At 62.5% G+C, this 15,771-nt stretch carries 12 protein-coding genes; 5 read left to right on the top strand and 7 right to left on the bottom strand.

Annotated features, from left to right (window positions below):
* Positions 1–3: 3 nt before the first annotated feature.
* From lhgO to metQ, 5 genes are all read right to left on the bottom strand, one after another.
* On the bottom strand, positions 4–1,194 hold the full coding sequence (gene lhgO, locus SSARUM_RS09475) for an L-2-hydroxyglutarate oxidase (protein ID WP_033638128.1): 1,191 nt from the start codon (positions 1,192–1,194) through the stop codon (positions 4–6).
* Entirely contained in the window at positions 1,194–1,913 is a 720-nt protein-coding gene (locus SSARUM_RS09480; RefSeq protein WP_060429895.1) for a FadR/GntR family transcriptional regulator, read from the bottom strand. The genes lhgO and SSARUM_RS09480 overlap by 1 nt, the downstream gene beginning before the upstream one ends.
* Entirely contained in the window at positions 1,910–3,865 is a 1,956-nt protein-coding gene (locus SSARUM_RS09485; protein ID WP_060420644.1) for a TRAP transporter permease, read from the bottom strand. Before SSARUM_RS09485 ends, SSARUM_RS09480 begins: the two co-directional genes overlap by 4 nt.
* A 13-nt stretch (positions 3,866–3,878) precedes the next feature.
* The gene (locus SSARUM_RS09490) at positions 3,879–4,913 is read right to left on the bottom strand and encodes a TAXI family TRAP transporter solute-binding subunit (protein ID WP_049211475.1); all 1,035 of its coding nucleotides are present in this window, start codon (positions 4,911–4,913) and stop codon (positions 3,879–3,881) included.
* Between the two features lie 185 nt (positions 4,914–5,098).
* Positions 5,099–5,914: a methionine ABC transporter substrate-binding lipoprotein MetQ gene (metQ, locus tag SSARUM_RS09495; protein ID WP_033638132.1), complete on the bottom strand. Its 816-nt coding sequence runs from the start codon at positions 5,912–5,914 to the stop codon at positions 5,099–5,101.
* Between the two features lie 236 nt (positions 5,915–6,150).
* Between metQ and SSARUM_RS09500 the strand changes: the two genes are divergently transcribed.
* Together SSARUM_RS09500 and SSARUM_RS09505 are read left to right on the top strand one after the other, a co-directional pair.
* On the top strand, positions 6,151–6,669 hold the full coding sequence (locus SSARUM_RS09500) for a hypothetical protein (RefSeq protein ID WP_033638133.1): 519 nt from the start codon (positions 6,151–6,153) through the stop codon (positions 6,667–6,669).
* Between the two features lie 147 nt (positions 6,670–6,816).
* Positions 6,817–7,242 (top strand): universal stress protein, encoded by a 426-nt coding sequence (locus tag SSARUM_RS09505; protein ID WP_033638134.1) that lies wholly within the window; start codon positions 6,817–6,819, stop codon positions 7,240–7,242.
* Between the two features lie 43 nt (positions 7,243–7,285).
* Here SSARUM_RS09505 and ygjK read toward each other — a convergent pair whose 3' ends face one another.
* Positions 7,286–9,661: an alpha-glucosidase gene (gene ygjK, locus SSARUM_RS09510; protein WP_060429897.1), complete on the bottom strand. Its 2,376-nt coding sequence runs from the start codon at positions 9,659–9,661 to the stop codon at positions 7,286–7,288.
* A 17-nt stretch (positions 9,662–9,678) separates the two neighbouring features.
* On the bottom strand, positions 9,679–10,749 hold the full coding sequence (gene ygjJ, locus SSARUM_RS09515; protein WP_050596008.1) for a protein YgjJ: 1,071 nt from the start codon (positions 10,747–10,749) through the stop codon (positions 9,679–9,681).
* 331 nt (positions 10,750–11,080) lie between these two features.
* On the opposite strand from ygjJ, the gene ebgR reads away from it, so the two are divergent.
* From ebgR to SSARUM_RS09530, 3 genes are all read left to right on the top strand, one after another.
* Positions 11,081–12,061 (top strand): transcriptional regulator EbgR, encoded by a 981-nt coding sequence (ebgR, locus tag SSARUM_RS09520; protein WP_033638137.1) that lies wholly within the window; start codon positions 11,081–11,083, stop codon positions 12,059–12,061.
* A 166-nt stretch (positions 12,062–12,227) separates the two neighbouring features.
* Positions 12,228–15,317 carry a beta-galactosidase subunit alpha gene (ebgA, locus tag SSARUM_RS09525; protein WP_060429899.1) on the top strand — a complete coding sequence of 1,030 codons (3,090 nt, stop codon included), beginning with the start codon at positions 12,228–12,230 and terminating at the stop codon, positions 15,315–15,317.
* Positions 15,314–15,766, top strand: a complete 453-nt coding sequence (locus SSARUM_RS09530) for a beta-galactosidase subunit beta (RefSeq protein ID WP_060429901.1) — start codon at positions 15,314–15,316, stop codon at positions 15,764–15,766. The genes ebgA and SSARUM_RS09530 overlap by 4 nt, the downstream gene beginning before the upstream one ends.
* Positions 15,767–15,771: the final 5 nt, after the last annotated feature.

Consider the following 15,771-nt stretch of genomic DNA (forward strand, 5'->3'; position numbering starts at 1 on the left):
GCGTCAGAAAGCGGACAGGTGGCGGCGCACGATCTCGCGGCCGATCTCCAGCGAGGCGGTCGCCGCCGGAGAGGGGGCATTGCATACGTGCAGCGAGCGTTGGCCCTGCACGAAGTGGAAGTCGTCCACCAGCTTGCCGTCGGCGGTCAGCGCCTGGGCGCGCACGCCGGCCGGGCCGGGGCGAATATCCTGCTCCTGCAGCGCCGGGATCAGCCGACGGGCGTTCTCGGCAAAGCGGCGGCGCGACAGCGAACGGCGCATTTCCGCCAGCCCTTCGCCGAGGTAGTTGCCGGCGATTTTCCAAAAACCGCGATAGCCGAGCACCTCGCTCAGATCGCGCAGGCTGAAGTCGCATTTGCGGTAGCCTTCGCGTTTGAAGGCCAGCACCGCATTGGGGCCGACGTCGCGCTTGCCGTTATACATACGGGTAAAATGCACGCCGAGGAAAGGGAAATCCGGGTTGGGCACCGGGTAGATCAGATGGTTGACCAGGTGGTTTTTCGCGTCGTCCAGCACATAGTATTCACCGCGGAACGGCACGATCTTCATGCCTGTTTCGTAACCGGCCAGTTTGGCGATACGATCGCTGAACAGCCCCGCGCAGTTGATCAGCAGTTTTCCCTCGAAGGTGTCGCCGGCGGCGGTGACGGTGACGCCGCCGGCGTGTTCGCGGATGGCCTCAACCTGATGGCCGTAGGCAATCTCGCCGCCGCGCCGCACGATGATCTCCGCCAGCTTGGCGGCCACCTCCGCGTAGTTGACGATACCGGCGTCGGGCACCAGCAGCGCTTCAAGGCCATTGACGTGCGGTTCGCGCTCCCGCAGCTGCGCCTGCGACAGCCGGGTGACCTGCAGGCCGTTTTGCAGGCCGCGCTGATAGATGTTCTCCAGCCGATCCAGTTCGTTTAGCTGGGTGGCGACAATCACCTTGCCGCATTGGTCGTGATACAGGTCGTGTTCGCGGCAGAAGGCGAACATGCTACGGTTGCCCTGTTTTGCCAACTGCGCTTTCAGGCTGCCGGGCGTGTAGTAGATGCCGGAATGCACCACGTTGCTGTTGTGGCCGCTTTGGTGCGCCGCCGGGCCGCGCTCTTTTTCCAGGATCAGAATGCGCCGCTGCGGATCCGCTTCCTGCAGCGCATTCACCACGCCGAGCCCCACCAGGCCGGCACCGATAACGATCGCGTCGTACATCACGGCTCTTGCTCCTCGTTTTCCAGGCGGCGTAATTTGCCGCGTACGTTGTTCAGATGGCTTTGCATGGCGGCGGTGGCCGCCGCCGCATCGCCGTCGCGAATGGCGATAAACACCTGCTCATGTTCGTCGATCACCCGCTGGCGCTCGGCCTGCCGCCCTAGGTTTTTGCTGAGCGAGTACACCAGCACCCCCAGATACAGCTCGTGCATGTTATCGAGGATCTGCACGAAAAACGGGTTATGCGAAGCCTGCATGATGGCGCGATGGAACAGGTAGTCTTGCCGATAGCCGATCTGGCCGTCGTTCAGCGTACAGTCACGAAAGGCGAGGTGCGCCTGTTCGATCGCCTGCAACTCCTGTTCGGTGCGGCGCTCGGCGGCCATGCGCGCCGCCTGCTGTTCCATGACTTCGCGCATTTCCAGCAGCGCTTCCACCTCGCAGCGGTCGGCTACCTCCATCACCAGCGGTTCGTATTTGCTCAGCAGCGAATGCTGTTCCACCCGGTGGCCGCCGCCCTGGCGTGAGGAGATGATGCCGCTGACCTCCAGCACGCCGAGCGCCTCGCGCACCGGCACCCGGCTGACGCCGAACGCGTCCGCCAACACGTTTTCCGACGGCAGCTTCTCGCCGACCGGAAAGGTGCCGTCGTTGATGCCGGCTTTCAGCTGCGCCAGCACCTGATGAGAGGCTTTCTGGCGCGTGACCTTGCGGATCATGACGCGCCTCCCGGCAGCGCGGCGCGCTGTTTATAGCGCAGCAGGTGCATGGCGGCGGCGGCGGCGATCAGGGCCGCGCCGCCCAGATCGGTCATCAGGCCCGGTTTGATCAGTAAAATCGCCGCCGCGGTAAACAGCACCCGCTCCAGCCAGTGGGTCTTCATCAGCCAGAAATTGGCGCTGGCGATCGACAGGGCGTAGATCCCCACCAGCGCGCTGATCACCATATGCAGCACCGACAGCGGGTTGAGATCGTCGCCCTGCATCAACAGCATCGGGTTGTAGACCAGAATGAACGGGATGATAAAACCCGGCAGCGCCAGGCGCACCGCGTCCCACGAAGTTTGCATCGGATCGGCGCGGGCGATGCTGGCGGCGGTGTAGCTGGCCAGCGCCACCGGCGGCGTGATGTTGGACAACGCGCCGAACCAGAACACGAAGAAATGCGCCGCCAGCGGCAGCACGCCGGCTTTGATCAGGATCGGCGACACGGTCACAGCCACCACGATGTAGAGCGCGGTGGAGGGTAGCCCCATGCTGAGCACGATGCACACCAGCATCACCACCAGCAGGATCATCCACAGGGTGTTGTCGGTCATGGCGACGATGTTGAACGCCAGCGTGGAGCCGATGCCGGTCATGGTCACCACGCAGATGATCACGCCGATGGCGGCGCAGGCGATGGTGACCTGGATCGAGCCGCGCGCCGCGTCGTTCAAGGCCAGCGCGATTTTTTTCGGCGTCATGCGCACCGAACTGTCGGGGGTGAGCCAGCTGGCGACGATGATAGAAATGATGCCGAGGAAGCCGGCATAGATTGGCGTTTTGCCCAGCAGCAGCGTGCCGATGACGATGACGAGCGGCAGCAGCAGCAGCCCGCGCGCCTTCAGCACCGCGCGCACCTGAGGGATGTTCTCCTTGTTGATGCCCTTCAGGCCCTGTTTCTTGGCCTCCAGGTCGATAGCCATGATCAGCGCGGCGTAATAGAGCAGCGCCGGCACGATGGCGGCGATGACGATGGTGGTGTATGAGATGCCGAGGAAGCCGGCCATGATAAACGCCGCCGCGCCCATGATGGGGGGCATGATCATGCCGCCGGTGGAGGCGGTGGCTTCCACGGCGCCGGCGAAGCGGGACGACAGCCCGATGCTTTTCATCAGCGGAATGGTGAAGGTGCCGGTGGTGGCGACGTTGGCCACCGCGCTGCCGCTCAATGAGCCGGTCAGTGCCGACGAGATCACCGCCACCTGGGCCGGGCCGCCGCGGCGGCGTCCGGCGGCGGCCAGCGCCAGATCGTTGAACAGCGCGGTTGCGCCGCTGACGCTGAGAAAGGCGCCAAACAGAATAAACACCACGATGGCGGTAGAGGCGGTGGACAGGGTGATGCCGAAAATCCCCTCGCTGGTCATGAACAGCCGATACAGCAGGCGTTCCACCGAGAAGCCCCCGTGGCCGAAAATGCCCATGAAGTACTGCCCGAACAGCGCATAGAGGATGGCGAAAGTCGCCAGGCCGGGGATGAAATAGCCGGTGGTGCGCCGCGCGGCTTCGAACAGCACGCCGATACCGATCGCCGCCATCACATAGTCGGTGGCGTTGGGGATGCTCTTGCGCACCACGTGCAGATCGACGTAGTTAACGTAGAAATAGCCGTAGCTGACCAGCGTCAGGATGATGAACAGATAGTCCCAGCGGTTGAAACTGCGGGTGGCGTGCCGGGCCGAGAAGGGGAACAGGATAAAGCCCAGGATCAGAATGCCGCTCAGGAACGTGGTGTTGCGGTAGAACTCCTGCGTGTTGGACAGCGCGTTGGCGTAGATGGCATAGGCGGAAATGGCGATCGCCAGGACGGTTGCCAGCTGCAAATAGATGCCGCTCAGCGGCCGGTTGCCGGCGCCGGCTTCCTTGTCCAGATCGACGGCGGGCTGCGGTGAAGAAGGGTGAGTGCTCATACGTCCTCCTGGATTAAGGGTTGGCGGCCAGCGCGGCGGCTTCCGGCGGGATCAGATAATCGGGTATCTCGACGCCGGCTTCGCGGTAGTAGCGATAGGCGCCGAGGTGCAGCGGCACGGAAACGCCTTTCAGCGCATTCTCCAGCGAGATGTATTTGGCCGAGCTGTGCACCTGGTGCACTTCCGGCAGGTTCTCGAACATCGTTTTGGTCAGGTCGTACACCAGCTTTTCATCGAGCCGGCTGAGGGCCACCAGAATATTGGGCTGCGCGATGGTGGCGATCGCCTTGGGCTGGCGCGGGTAGGTCTCCGCCTTGATGTCGAAGCGGAACCAGGAATTGGCGATAGCGTTGATGCTGGCCAGCTGTTCGTCGGTGACTTCCAGGATGCGTGCCGGCACGCCGCTGGCATACATGTCGGTGACGGCGGCGGCCGGCACCCCGGCGGGCAGGGCGCCGCCGTCCAGGCGCCCGTCGCGCATTGCGGAAACCGTATCGCCGTAGCCGAGGTATTCCGCCGACAGCGACTTTTTGGTCAGGGTAACGCCCTGCAGGATGATCATCGTCGACTGTTCGGTGCCGCTGGCCTGCGGCCCGACGGAAAAGCGCGTGCCGGCGATATCGTTCAGCGTGCCGTCTTTCACCCGGCTTTCCAGCATCACGAAGTGTTCGACGTTGGGCCACAGCATGGAGATGGAGCGCAGATCGCCGTAGGCGCGGCCGTCGAAGTTGCGCACGCCCTGATAGGCTTCGACGGCGATCAGGCTCTGCAAAATCGCCAGCTGCGCCTCGTCTTTTTGCAGCAGGTCGATATTCTCGATCGAACCGGCGGAGGATTGGCCGGTGACCTGTATCCCCTGGCGTTTCAGCCGGTTGCTCCAGACGTTGGCCAACCCGACGCCCATCGGGTAGTAGGTGCCGCCGGTGGAGGCGGTGGCGACGGAGAGGAAGGTTTTATCGGCGTTTTCCGCTTTACCGGCGATGGCCAGCAACGCGGCGCCGACCACGGCGCAGGTAACAAGCAACGCTTTGATTTTTCTATTTTTCATTATTTTCCCCAGCGGTTTTTTGAAACAAATAGAAAACATTTACGCAAACTTGTATACAACATGGCAGCTTTATTCACCTAAAGCGCCGTGCTTGATTTGTGATCTGAGTGGGCGAAAATTGAACGGTGCGGCGGAGGGCGGAAATGAAAAACCCGTGGCGGGCGCCACGGGCATGCGGGGGAGGGTTACCAGCCTTTGACGGCGTCGCCCTTGTAGATATCGGCGGCGCTGGCTGCCACTTCATCGGTCTGATAGGCCTTGACCAGATCCTTCACTTTCTCGCTGTCTTTGTTGTCGATGCGGCTGGCGAAGATGTTGACGTACGGCGAGTTTTTGTCTTCGACAAACAGCCCGTCCTTGGCCGGCGACAGGCCGATCTGGCTGGAATAGTTGGTGTTGATGATCGCCAGCGTCACTTTCTGATCGTCCAGCGCGCGCGGCAGCTGCGGCGCTTCAATCTCGACGATCTTCAGCTTTTTCGGGTTGCCGACGATGTCCAGCGCGGTCGGCAGCAGACCGACGCCGTCTTTCAGAGTGATCAGCCCCTGTTTTTGCAATAGCAGCAGCGAGCGGCCCAGGTTGGTCGGATCGTTCGGCACCGCCACCTGCGCGCCGTCCGGCAGCTGGCTGAGTGCGGTTATCTTCTTCGAATAGCCGGCGATCGGGTAGACGAAGGTGTTGCCCACCGCGGCCAGCTTGTAGCCGCGCTCCTGCATCTGCTTGTCGAGATACGGCTTGTGCTGGAAGGCGTTGACGTCCAGATCGCCGTTATTCAGCGCTTCGTTCGGCAGCACGTAGTCGTTGAAAGTCACCACCTCCACGTCCAGATCGTATTTCTGCTTGGCGACCTTTTGCACCACCGCCCACAGCGACTGATCGATGCCGGCGCTGATGCCGACCTTGATGTGGTGATCGTCCTGTGCGGTCGGGCCACAGGCGGTCAGCAGCAGCGTGCCGGCGGCGGCCAGCGCCAGGGTGAGGTTTTTCAGCGTAAATGTCATTTTCCCAGGGTCCTTGTCAACATTGCCTGCTAATTTGGGCGGGCAGAATAGTGGCAGTGACTGTAGGTGAGCGTCGAGATAAAACAAAATACTGATTCACTATGACTCATAGCAATTAGCTATGAGCGGCCGCCGCCCGGCGCGGTGCGGATTGTTTTGACGGCGAATCGGCGGGCTTATTATGATAGCCGTTGGCCCGCGAGGGCAGACTGGGTACTGAAACGAAGGAAAAAACAATGCGATTGAACACTTGGAGCAAGGCGCTGCTGCCGCTGGTGGTGTTGGCCTGCGTCTCGGCGACTCAGGTTCGGGCGGCGGAGAGCGATACCGGGCCGATCCCCAAACAGCTGCTGGGCAACTGGCGCGTCAGTAAAATTGTGCCGACTCAGACCACCGGCTGCTGGGATCAACAGCAGGCGCAGAGTCTGATCGGCGGTAAAATCAGCTATAAGGCGGATGCGTTCAGCTGGAACGGCACGGCGCTGAAAAGCGAAGGCGCCACCGTCAGCACCGTAGAAGCGCAGGAGTTCGTCGAGGACAATTCCGGCAGCAGTTCCTACATCGATTTCCCGATGCTGGGCATCAGCACGCCGTCGGTCGAGCGCGTGGCCATTCAGCACGCGGATACCGTCATCAAAGGCATCACCGATCAGGGCACCGATGGGGTGCCCGGCGATAACGTGCTGGTGAAAGACGCCAACACGCTGATCCTGTCGCTGTGCAACGTCTGGTTTGAGGCGCAGCGCGAAAAGTAATCTCTCCCTTCCGCCCCGGCAACGGGGCTTCCCCGCCGTTATCTCTCCCGCCGCGCGCGCCGTTTCTGAACTAAAATTAACCATAACGATATGACTCTGACGTGATATCGGAGCCTCGGCTCTACCGAGTCCATGACAGGAGGCGCTATGTGTTACCACCATATTGTCATCGCCACCGATCTGAGCGATGACGGCAAACGATTGGTCGAAAAGGGGGCGCTGCTGGCGGAGGCGCTGAAGGCCAAACTCTCGCTGATCTATGTGGACGTCCACTATGACACCTACCACGCGGCAATCGGCTTTTCGGAGCACAGCTATGAGGGCGCGTCGTTCGAAGAGAAGATCCGCAAAGAGCTGGAGCCCACCACGCAAAACGTCAATTACCCGATCGCGGAAGTGATTATCGGGCGCGGCGGCTTTGTTGACGAACTGCGCACGGCAGTGGTGGACAAGAATATCGATCTGCTGGTGTTCGGCCATCACCACGATTTGTGGAGCAACCTGTTTTCTTCCACCCGCAACGCCATCAACCAGCTGAATATCGACGTGCTGGTGATCCCGATCCGCTCATAAACGCGGGCCACCGCCGGGCAACGATGGCGGTGGCCGCTGCGGCTTATTGCGTGAAGAAGTCGTTATACAGCATGTACAGGTGTGCCGCGCTCCAGGAGAAGTTCGGCGCGCCTTGTTGCTTGCCGGTGAGCGGGTTGTAGTTCTCGCGGATCGGCCCGTCGGCGACCAGGCCGTCGGCGTGGCGGAAGAAAGCCTGCGCCATCGCCACCGCATCGTCACGGTAGCCGTAGCGTTCCATGCCCTTGAGGCCGAAATACAACTGATCGACCCACACGCGGCCGCGCCAGTAGATGTCCGCGCCGAACGCCGGATTGGTCAGCGCCGCGGTGCCGAGCGGCACGTAGGTATTGAACTCGCGCGGATCCTTCATCACCCTGACCACCGCATCGGCGTGCGGCTGGCTGGCGGCACCGTTGAACAGCGGCGACCAGCCTTCCGGCCCTTTGCCGCGTTCGACGATCGGTTTGCCGGCGCAGCCGTTGGCCAATGGCCGCTTTTCGATGCGGATGTCATAGAAGAAACCGCTGTGCTTGTCGAACATGCAGGTGTTGATGTAGGCCGCCAGCCGGTCGGCTTTGGCGCGGAAGGCGGCGGCCTCGGCGCCGTGGCCGAGAATATCGGCCATCTCCGCCAGATAGCGGTTGTCGCTGTACATGTAGCTGGCCTGATCCACCGACTCCTGCAGCAGCGAGTAGCCGAGCAGCGTGCCGTCCGGCGCGCGGTTTTCGGCGAATTTCACCTGCCAGTCTTCGCGTTTGCCGCCCTGCGCCAGGTAGCGCGCCAATTGATCCGGATCGATAAAGCCGAATACCGCCGCATCGTCGCGGCCCGACTCCCAGGAGGCGGCGGTCTGCGCCGGGATCTCGATGCTGTCGTACTGCCCCTCGCGCACGATGCGATCGTAATTGTCGAGGCCGGCCAGCGTTTGCTCGCGCTGCCCGCGCTTGACGGTGAACAACATGCGTCCGTCGGGGGTATTGTGCGCTTTGTCGCGGGTGGCGCCGTACTCCGGTACGCCGTTGCCGTTGTGGTCACGGTTGCGCAGCCACCAGTCATGGTAGGCCACCAGCTTCGGGTACATCTCCGCCAGCCAGCCCTTATCGCCGGTGACGCGATACACCTCCATCACCGCCCAGGCCGCCAGGCTCGGCTTGGTGTTGCGCTCGTTCCAGTTACCGCCGTCGCCGCCGCGCTCCGGGCTGGGGTTGTAGGCGATAAGGTCGGGCAGGAAACCGGCGTCCCACGGGCGCAGGGCATCGCCCGGCCGGATCTGGAAGGCGAACACCGCGCGGATGTTGTCCTTGGCCACGTCCGGGTTGAAGTGCGCCATGGCGTAGGCCTGTTTCCAGGTGTCCCACGGCCAGGTCTGGTTGCCGGAGAACCAGCGTCCGGTCACCGACGGGGTGACCGAGTCGAACTTCATCGCCCCGGCGGCGCCGCGCCAGTTGCCGTTCAGCGTTTCCATCGCTTTGACCGCCACGCGGGTTTGTTCCGCCGTGGCGTGCGGGTTGCTGAGCCCTGTGGCGAGATAGCGTTCCCAACGCTGGGCCGACGCGGCCATATAGCGCTGCGGGTGAGCGAGGATGTCGGCGATGGCGCGTTGTTCGCGCCGCGCTTCTTCGGCGGTAAGCAGGTGCGAGTAGGTGGTGTACAGGGTGGTGGAGCCGGCGATGCGCGCCGTGGCGCGGAAGCGGTGGCCGTCGACCGTGGTGCGCTGCGGCAGCGATTTGTGGATCTGATACTCGGACTGGCCGGAGGTCATCAGCTGCGACGGCGCGCGCACCTTGCCGAAGGTGACGCGCAGGCCGTCAGCCGTCGGCACAATGCGGCGCGTGTAGTCCGGAAACGCCTGCTCGAGGGTCGCCGGCGGCTGTGGTTTTTGCTCTTTGGTCGCATAACGTTCCAGCAACTCACCGTCCCACACCAGCTCCAGCGGCGTGTCGGTCAGGATTTGGGTTTCCAGCAGCGAGGTGCGCGCGCCAGCGAAGCGCAGCGTCAGGTTGACGGTCACGCCCGGCGCGCTGAGCCGCTGCACCAGGGCGCCGGGCAGGCTGTAGGCCGTCATGGTGAAATGCACCGGTTTACCGTCTCGATAGACGCTGAGCCGATCGAAATTGTTGGCCATAAAGTTGATGTACTCTTCGGTCAGCAGCGCTGGGCCGGGGAAACCGCCCATGCCTTCCGGCCCGCTCGGCAACAGGTGGCCGTGCCAGGCGCCGAGATCGAAGAACGGATTGAAGCGCTGGTGATCGTCGAAATCATAATCGAGCATAAAGTGCGGCGCGCCGCGGCGGTCGATGACGTTTTTATAGCGCTCGGCCAACGGGGCGTCGGCGTCGGGCGTTTTCGGCGCACAGCCCGTCAGCGCCAATGCGAGGATGAGGGGGGTGGCCAGCGGGTTCAGGGGAGTCATGTTCATCGTAGGAGCCTCAACGGTTACCAATAGAAATATTGCATCAGAAACACCGAGTTGCTGGCGCCGGTGCTGTCGTTGCGCATGAAGAATTTACTGTCCAGCGCGGTGGCCAGCTTGCCGCCGGCGTATTCATACCAGACGCCGAACTGGGCGTATGAGGTGGCGGTATCCGCCGCATTATCAAACCGGTGGCGGGCGTAGCTGTAGGCGGTGGAGAGATACAGCCCTTTGGCGGTTTCCGTCATCGCACTGAGCATCAGGCCCGACTCGCTGCCGGGATGGCCGCCGCTGTCGCCTTTGCCGGTGTGGTGCCAGACGCGGCCGGCCAGGTGTTGGCCGCGCAGCCCCAGCAAAAACAGCTGCCCCAGGCCGTCGGTCACTTCCAGGCCGTTCAGCAGCGTCAGATTGTCCTGCAGGTCGTACTGGGTGTAGCCGTTGACCATCGCCCGGTAGGTATATTTGTCGGAATAGCGATCGTATTTACCGAAGTGCAGCAGCGCCTTGCTCTCGTTGATGCGGCTTTCCGGCGCCGCCGTCAGGCTGTAGCGAAAGCGCCCGGTCAGGTTTTGCAGCTTGGCGGCGTAGCTGAGATCGCGGGTGTTGGGGATCACGTAGCCGTACTCCGGCGTGAAGTCGCCCCACCATTGCAGGTCGTCGAGCGACGAATCGTTGCGCACGCTGAGCATCATCTCGGTGCCGTCGTCGGTGCGGTAACCGCCGTAAAAGCGGTTCAACCCACCCTCGAAGCCGCCCCAACCGTGGCCCGGCGTCCAGGCGTGGCCCTGGTTGTCCGCCTGCACGGTCCAGCCTTCGCCGTAAATCAGGCCGAACCAGTGGCCCCGTTTGATCTCCAGGCCGCCTTCGATATAGGTGCCGTCGCTGTATTGATGCTGATGTTCGCCGTTCAAATAGACGCTGCCGCCGATGCCGAGCTCGCCGTAAAAACGCAGGGCGGTCGCGGCGCTATCGGGTAGCGGCGGCGGCGGGAGCTGATTGCGCTCCGCCGGGGTCACCGGTTCCTGCGCCGCCCAGGCGGGCGCGTTAACGAGCAGCAACAAGGGCAACAGGGCGTGATGGCTTAGTGATTTCATGGGGCATAGGCCTGGTGTTGGGTGGATCGGAACGTCAGCCGAGCGGCGGCTCACGCGAGGTCGCTCCCGGCTCCCTGGGAGAAAAAACCGCCCCGGCGGGACGGTAAACGGCAGGTATATTAGTAAAATATTTAGTAAAAAATATGCTTTAATCAGTAAATCGTTAACTTGATCACAGCGGGTGAAATGGGTATCTTTCGCTGCAGGCGCCCGGCAACGGCTGGCATGAGCGTGTTCTGGCCTGGTCTGGGAAGGAGAGGAGGCGGGCGACGCTGTACGCCGCGGCGCTATCCGATTAAGCTACCGTTTTTCGTCTGTGCATTGGGACTCTATGGCCACACTGAAGGAAATTGCTGAAGCCGCTAATGTGTCCGTCGCCACCGTTTCGCGCGTGTTGAATGACGACCCCACCCTGAGCGTGAAGGCGCAAACCCGCCAGAAGATCCTGGAAGCGGCGGAACGCCTCGAATACAAGATCGCACCTTCCAAACGGCAAAGCGGGCAACGCCTGCATTTCGCCGCGCTGTTCACCTATACGCAGGGCGTGGAGATCAACGATCCCTATTACCTGGCGATGCGCTACGGCATCGAGACGCAGTGCGAAAAGCTGGGCGTGGCGCTGAGCGCCGGTTACGACTTCAACGGCGACAAGGCGCTGCCGGCGGCCGACGGCCTGCTGGTGATCGGCCGGCCACAGCCCGCGCTGTATGAGCAGCTCAGGCAGCAGGAAACGCCGGTGGTGTTCATCGACGGCGTGGTGGAGGATGAGCGGTTTGACTGCGTCAATGTCGACCTGTACAAGATCAGCCGCAAGGTGATCGACTACTTCATCGGCCGCGGCTATCAGCGCATCGGCTTTATCGGCGGGCGCGACCATCCGGCCGGCATCGACCAGCGCGAGCAGGCATTCGTCGAGTATGGCCGGCAGCAAAATGTGGTGCGAGCGCAGGACATTTACCACGGCGATTTCAGCAGCCAGTCGGGCTACCAGTGCGCGAAAGCGATGTTGCAGAGCCAGAATGGCTATCCGCCGGCGCTGCTGGTGGCGACCGATTCGATCGCCATCGGCGTGCTGCGCGCGCTGCACGAACACGGCATTCAGGTGCCGGGGCAGATCGCGCTGATCAGCGTCAACGATATTCCCACCGCCCGCTTTATTTTCCCCGCCTTGTCCACGGTGCGCATCCCTTCGGAAACCATGGGCGCACAGGCCGTCAACCTGCTGGCGGAGCGGCTGCGCGATGAGCGCGCCGTCCCGCTGTCGATCTTCGTTCCCAGCTCGCTGCAGCTGCGCGACACCACCGTCGCCTGACCGGCCCCCGCCTCGGCGGGGGCGTTGGCGCTCAAAATTAACGTCATGATAAAAAAAGGCCTTTGAGATTTATTGTGATCCTGTCGTCATTTGGTAAATATCAACTGTAGTTTTTACTAAATATTTACTATCGTTTCCGCATTGCACAGGTGTCGGGAGACGTGACGTGAATAATTGGGAAAACATTGAAAAACAGTCGGAGCACCGGTTGGCGCCGCGCGCGAGCTTCTTCAGCTACGCGGACGCCGGGCAGGCGCTGAGCTTCGATCGCAACGCCAGCCGGCGTTTCCAACTGCTGAGCGGCCGCTGGCGCTTTCGCTTCTTCGAGCACCCGGCGCAGGTGCCGGCGGCATTTTACCGAGAGCCGATGAACGACTGGGGCGATATGGCGGTGCCGGGCATGTGGCAGTTGGAAGGGCACGGCCACCTGCAGTACACCGATGAGGGCTTCCCGTTCCCGATCGACGTGCCTTACGTGCCGACCAATAACCCCACCGGCGCCTATCAACGCCACTTTACGCTCGACGCCGGCTGGCAAGATCAGCAAGTGCTGATCAAATTCGACGGCGTGGAAACCTACTTCGAGGTGTACGTCAACGGCGACTATGTCGGCTTCAGCAAGGGCAGCCGGCTGTGCGCCGAGTTCGACATCAGCCCCTATGTGCGGCAGGGCGAGAATCTGCTGTCGGTGCGGGTGATGCAGTGGGCCGACTCCACCTACATCGAAGATCAGGACATGTGGTGGATGGCCGGCATTTTCCGCGACGTCTATCTGATCGGCCAGAGCGCTACCCACCTTCACGATCTGACGCTGGTCACCACCTTCGATGAGCGCTATTGCGACGCGCAGTTGGCGATCGATGCCGAGCTGCGCCATCTCGGTGTGCAGGCCGCCGAGGGCTGCCGCCTGCAGGCGCAGCTGTTCGACGGCGATCGCTGCGTGGCGGAGCAGTGGCGCGACGATCTGCGCATCGAGCGGGCGCTGAGCTGCCGTTTCGAACTGCCGGTCAGCCGCCCGCAGCAGTGGAATGCGGAAAATCCCTATCTGTATCAGCTGTTGCTCAGCCTGTATGACGGCGCCGGCAACCTGCTGGGCGTGGTGCCGCAGCGGGTGGGGTTCCGCGAGATTGCGGTGCGCGACGGGCTGATGTACGTCAACGGCCGCTATCTCAAGCTGCACGGCGTCAACCGGCACGATCACGATCACCGCAAAGGGCGCGCCGTCGATATGGCGCGGGTGGAGCGCGATATCGTGCTGATGAAGCAGCACAACATCAACTCGGTGCGCACCGCCCATTACCCCAACGATCCGCGCTTTTACGAGCTGTGCGATCTCTATGGTCTGTTCGTGATGGCGGAGACCGATTTGGAGAGCCACGGCTTCGCCAACGTCGGCGATCTGAGCCGCATCACCGACGATCCGCGCTGGGAGCAGGCCTACGTCGAGCGCATCGAGCGCCACGTGGCGGCGCAGAAAAACCACCCGTCGATCATCATCTGGTCGTTGGGCAACGAGTCCGGCTACGGCTGCAACATTCGCGCCATGGCCCGGCGCTGCAAGGCGCTCGATCCGACCCGTCTGATCCACTATGAAGAAGATCGCGACGCCGAGGTGACCGACGTGATCAGCACCATGTATTCCCGCGTGGCGATGATGAACGCCTTCGGCGAATACCCGCACCCCAAACCGCGCATCCTGTGCGAATACGCCCACGCGATGGGCAACGGCCCCGGCGGGCTGTTCGAATACCAGTCGGTGTTCAACCGCCACGCCAGTTTGCAGGGGCACTACATCTGGGAGTGGTGCGATCACGGCCTGCTGAGCCACGACGAACAGGGGCGCGAGCGCTACCAGTACGGCGGCGATTACGGCGACTATCCGAACAACTACAACTTCTGCATGGACGGCCTGATCTACCCGGACCAGCGCCCCGGCCCCGGCCTGCGGGAATACCAGCAGGTGCTGTGCCCGGTGGAGGTGACGGCGGAGGAAGGCGCAGGCGACGTGCTGCGGGTGAAAAACCGCTATTGGTTCAGCTCGCTGGCGGACATCACGCTGAAGGTCAGCGTCAAGACCGACGGCCGCCAGGTGGCGAGTTACGAATTCAAGCTGCCGCATCTGCAGCCGGGCGAGAGCGAAGACATGCACCTGCCGGTGTTGGCGCTGGGGCAGGGGGAAACGCTGATCGACGTGGCGGTGCATAAGGACAGCGCCACCCGCTACAGCGAGAGCGACCAGCGGCTGGGGCATTATCAGCATCTGCGCCGGGCGGCGACGCGGCGACCGGCTCCACCACAGGCCGATGCGCCGGCGCTGCAATGCCGCGAGGAAAATCATCGGCTGATCGTCAGCGGCGGCCGGTTCCAGCTGGCGTTCTCGCTGCTGAGCGGCGAACTGCTGTCGTGGCGGGTAGACGATGAGGACGTGGTGGGGCGCGCGCCGCGCATCACCTTCTTCAAACCGGTGATCGATAACCATAAACAGGAATATGAGGGGATTTGGCTGCCGCATCACTTCCCCATCATGCAGCAGCACTTCCGCCGCCTCAATCGGCAATGGCAGGGCGAGGATCTGCTGATCGAGGTACACAGCCTGATCGCGCCGCCGGTGTTCGACTTCGGCATGCGCTGCACCTACCGCTGGCGCATCTCCCCGCAGGGCTACGTCAGCCTGGATCTGGCCGGTGAGCCTTACGGCGATTTCCGCCAGATTATCCCGAAAATCGGCCTCGATTTCGGCATCAGCCGCCGCTTCGAGCAGGTGGAATACTACGGCCGCGGGCCGGGCGAGAACTACCGTGACAGCTGCCGGGCCAACCTGATCGGCCACTACCGGCAGCGCGCCGACGCGCTGTTCGAACACTATCCGTTCCCGCAGGACAACGGCAACCGGCAGGACGTGCGCTGGCTGAGCCTGCAGGACGCGGCGGGCAAGGGGATCTTCATCCAGCCGCGGCGGCCGATCAATTTCAGCCTGTGGCCCTACAGCGCCGAGATGCTGCACCAGGCCCAGCACATCAACGAGCTGGAACCGAGCGACTGCCTGACGCTGAACCTGGACGACCAGATCCTCGGCCTCGGCTCCAACTCCTGGGGCTCCGAAGTGCTGGATACCCACCGGGTCTATCTGGCGCCGTTCAGCTACGGTTTCACGCTGGTGCCGTTCGACGGGCGGCAAACGCAGGGCGCCGCGCTCGCCGGTTATGACTTCGCGCCCGCTCACCATCACCCGCAGTCTGCGGAGGAAAACGCATGATCATTCTCGAATCCCTGGCGGAGTTCCAGCGCATCTATCACAGCGGCAAGAAGTGGCTGCGCTGCATGGAGGCGATCGCCAATGTCGATCGCATCAGCCCGAACGTGTGCCATTCGATCGGCGACTCGCTGACGTATCGGCTGAGCGTCGGCGCCGGCCGCCAGCACGGTTGGCTGGAGGGCAATCGCCGTTACTTCGATGTGCACTATTACCTTGAGGGGGAAGAGACCGTCGAGGTCGCCGACAAACGGTCGCTGACGACGGTGGCGCCCTATCAGGACGAAACCGACCGTGAGTTTTTCAGCGGCGAAGGCGAGAGGCGCCGGGTCGGCAAAGGCAACGTGGCGATCTTCGAAAATCACCAGGCTCACCGCTTCACAGAAAGCGGCAAGGTAAAAAAAGTCATTTTAAAAGTGACGGTGGAAGACAGCTATTTTGTTAACAAATAGCGCGC

The sequence above is a fragment of the Serratia sarumanii genome (genome assembly GCF_029962605.1).
GTDB classification, from domain to species: domain Bacteria; phylum Pseudomonadota; class Gammaproteobacteria; order Enterobacterales; family Enterobacteriaceae; genus Serratia; species Serratia sarumanii.